Annotated in this window: 3 protein-coding genes; all 3 read left to right on the plus strand. The window is 50.4% G+C overall.

Annotated elements, in window-relative coordinates; all coding sequences use genetic code 11:
* Positions 1-895: T9SS type A sorting domain-containing protein (locus tag ACEW8P_RS02640; protein WP_373511562.1), on the plus strand; the 895-nt coding region annotated here is incomplete at its 5' end.
* 107 nt (positions 896-1,002) lie between these two features.
* On the plus strand, positions 1,003-2,472 hold the full coding sequence (locus ACEW8P_RS02645; protein ID WP_373511563.1) for an MBOAT family protein: 1,470 nt from the start codon (positions 1,003-1,005) through the stop codon (positions 2,470-2,472).
* A 4-nt stretch (positions 2,473-2,476) separates the two neighbouring features.
* Positions 2,477-3,751, plus strand: a 1,275-nt coding sequence (locus tag ACEW8P_RS02650; protein ID WP_373511564.1) for a beta-galactosidase, incomplete at its 3' end; no start/stop codon positions are given.

Genomic DNA, 3,751 nt, shown 5'->3' on the forward strand with positions numbered 1-3,751 from the left:
CTCCGAAGGAAATAACATCACGCTACAAGGCAGCGGCACGTCCGACCACCTTCTGTGGTCCAAAATCCAGGTCAGTGGCGGAGAGGCCTTCGTCCGCAAGGGTTCGAGTCTTCGCTTTGGCAGCCCGCTGGGTTGGGGGGCGGGCGACCCTGACGATAACGTCATTGACATCCGGTTGGTAAACGACCCCAACAGCACGTTTGGGGCCAACAAGTGGATACTCTCTTCTGCCACCTGCCCAGGTGGTACTACCACCACCGTGAACTGCAACAGCGTAGAGGGCTTCTTCGACACTGCCGACTGTGGGACTCTGTCGGGATGGGCCTACGATGCAACCCAGCCCAATACTCCGATCAATGTAGACCTGTACGAAGGTAGCACCCTGATACAGGCCAATATTGCCGCTAGTAATTTCCGCCAAGATTTGCAAAACGCCGGCAAGGGTAACGGTGTTCACGGCTTCAGCATCAGTACGCCCTCCTCGTTGAAGAACGGTACGAACCGCTCAATCAGCTTCAGGATTAGTGGATGCACATATACCTTGAGTAATTCACCTAAAAATATCAATTGCGCTGGTGGTGGAGCTAGAATTGGGGTTTATGAAAACATATCTGATGAGGGTTTAGAGCTGATAGCATCGCCAAACCCTAACAACGGTGAATTTCAAGCCGCCTTCTATTTAGAAAATGGTCAGAAAGCTGACCTAACTATCAATGATATACTTGGTAGGAAAGTATGGCAGAAAACAATCGTAGGGCAAGGAGAACACAAAGAACTAGTGAGTCTGCCGTCACAATCTGCTGGTTCCTATATTTTACTCCTTCAAAAGGAAACTACCAAGTTCAGCAAGTCTGCAGTTAAAGCCGAATATAAAAAAGTGATTGTAGTCAAATAAGTGTAAATCGAAGTTTTCCTAGTTATTTTGCCTCCGGGGGATGAAACCTCCCGGAGGTTTTTTTTTGTGCTTAGTCGTTAACTATCTGTTGACGTACGTCTTATCCGATGCTGTTCAACTCCCTCCAATTCATCCTTTTCTTCATCGTCGTCACGGTGGCTTACTACAGCCTGTCGTGGCGGGGACGCTGGATCTTGCTGCTGGCGGCGAGTTGCTATTTCTACATGGTCTTCAAGCCCGTGTACATCCTGATTTTGTTCGGCACGATCGTCATCGACTACATCGCCGGGATTTGGATTGAGAAAACGGAAGACCAGCGAAAACGGAAACTGCTGCTAATTATCAGTCTGATTTCCAATATCGGAATCCTGGCTTTTTTTAAGTACTACGATTTCCTCAGCGACTCTGTCAATAGTTTCTTTGCTGTTCTGAATCTGGGTCCACAAGTCCCGCCGCTGGGTGGGCTGATTCCGCAACGAATCGCCGAGTGGATCACCAACGGAGCCGGACGGGTGCTGTTGCCCATCGGTCTGTCGTTCCACACGTTTCAGGCGATGAGCTACACCATCGAGGTGTACCGCAAGAACCAAAAGGCCGAGTACCATTTCGGGATTTATGCGCTCTACGTAATGTTCTACCCGCAACTCGTGGCGGGTCCCATCGAGCGGCCACAGAATATGCTGTTTCAGTTTCACTCGTATTTTAAGTACGACTTCGAAAACGTAAAAGCAGGTTTGATGCAAATGGCCTTTGGGATGTTCAAGAAAGTCGTCATCGGCGACCGCCTGGCGATGGTCGTGGACTACGCCTATGACAATCCTTACGACCACAACGGGCTCACCCTGCTGGTGGCGACGCTTTTCTTCACCTTTCGCATCTACTGCGATTTTTCGGGCTATTCGGACATTGCCATCGGCGCGGCGCGGGTGATGGGCTTCGATCTCATGCAGAACTTCCGTACGCCCTACGAGTCGGCGTCTATCGCGGAATTTTGGGCGCGGTGGCACATTTCGCTTTCGACCTGGTTCCGGGACTACCTCTATATTCCTCTTGGGGGCAACCGCCGGGGTGAGTACCGCCGCTACTTCAATCAATTCACGGTCTTCCTGGTGAGCGGTCTGTGGCACGGGGCAAGCTGGAACTACGTGATTTGGGGGAGCCTCCACGGGCTGTACCTGGTCATGGCCTCGCTGCGCGACAAACTCTTGAAACAGTGGGGCGTTATTTTGCCTAAGAATGCGACTTTCCGAACGCTGAGTGTCATTTTTACTTTTGCGCTCGTGGCCTTGACCTGGGTGTTTTTCAGGAATGACAAAGCACCCGTCGGGCAGGCTTTCGATATCCTGGGAAAGATCTTCACTCTTTCTTGGAATGAGCCGCTGCGCTCACCGCTCAACTCTGTGGAGATGTGGTTTTCGGTAGGGTTGATCCTATTTATGCTGATCAAGGAGCATTATTTTCTGGACATTCCTACCCGAAACACCGTACTTTTTTACACCATCTTTGTATCACTCTGTGTGTTCATCTATTTCTTTGGGGTGTTCACATCCAATCAATTCATCTATTTCCAATTCTAAGCTAGTGTTACGCTCCATCTTGCTTATTGACCCACAATTCAAAACCATCATCTCGCTGGTGCTGATCATGTGGTTGAGCACTGGTAGGGTAGTGGCCCAGGACGAGCAACGGTACCTGGGCATAACGCTGGTCAATGAAGGCGACCAGTACAAGGGTCTCGACGACATACGAAGCGCGGGCAGCGTGGGCTTTAATGCCGCGCTGCTCTCTGTCCACTGGGGAGCAATTCACGGACAATTGGCCGGAGTACTCAGGCAGGAAAACGGTGCTGAATACAATCTGTGGAAGCAGTACGACGATCAGATCAACCTCGCCGTTTCGCTGAGCATGAAAGTGGGTCTGAACATCAACATAGCCACCGAGGACAGTGTCTCGCAGGGCGAGTCAGGACGCTATGGCGAAGAGACCGGGGACGGCTGGCTGCGGGAGGAGCGGGTACTTTGCGTGGGAATGGACGGTACCGAAGCAGTTTATCAGAAATACGGGGGACTGATGCGGCCGCCCAACCTGAACGTGCAGCGCGTGATGACTTCGTTGGCGGCGAAATCGACCAAAACCAGAATAGAAGTTTTCACTAGAGAGGTCATCGGGCGGTACAAGTATCTGCAAGAAGAAAGCAAACTACTTTACGTCAATCTTGTCTGGACGCGCACGCAGGAGGGAGAGTTCGAGTGGGGTACCGATAAGTGGGATAACGGAGTACCGTTGAACCTCGGAATGCTCAATAGTTTTAGCGATTACTCAAAACCCATTGTCGAGGATTACCGTAGTTGGCTGGTGACTGAATACGGCAATGATATTGAGGTTTTAAATAAAAAATGGTTCACTGACTACAAGCGGTTTGATGAAATTCAACCCAAAAACCCCAGTTCGGGAGCAGTATTCAGTGGTTCGGATGGTCACGACTGGTATCGCTACCGAACGCACTTGCTCAAAGAAACTAACGAACTATTTAAACGGGCGGTCGCCCGCGAGGACAGTGCAATCAGAGTGATCAGTCATCACGGCTCTGTCTATGACCGAATCTCTTTTTTTAGAAATACGTTTTCATTCAACGAAATTGCTGCTGACCTCGACGGAGTCAAAATCAACGATGCTTTGGCCTATGACCATCGTTTTGCCCTTGACCTGATCCGAAGCAATCTGCCCGGTAAATTTTACGTGAACGAAGCTGAATATGCTGGTCCGGGTGTAGGTCTTGCACCGCTCATTCAACTAGCCGAGGAGAGTTTTGATCACGGGGCCAACGTGGTGACTTTTTTTAATATGAATTCCACC

The organism is Persicitalea sp. (genome assembly GCF_041751555.1).
GTDB lineage: Bacteria > Bacteroidota > Bacteroidia > Cytophagales > Spirosomataceae > Persicitalea.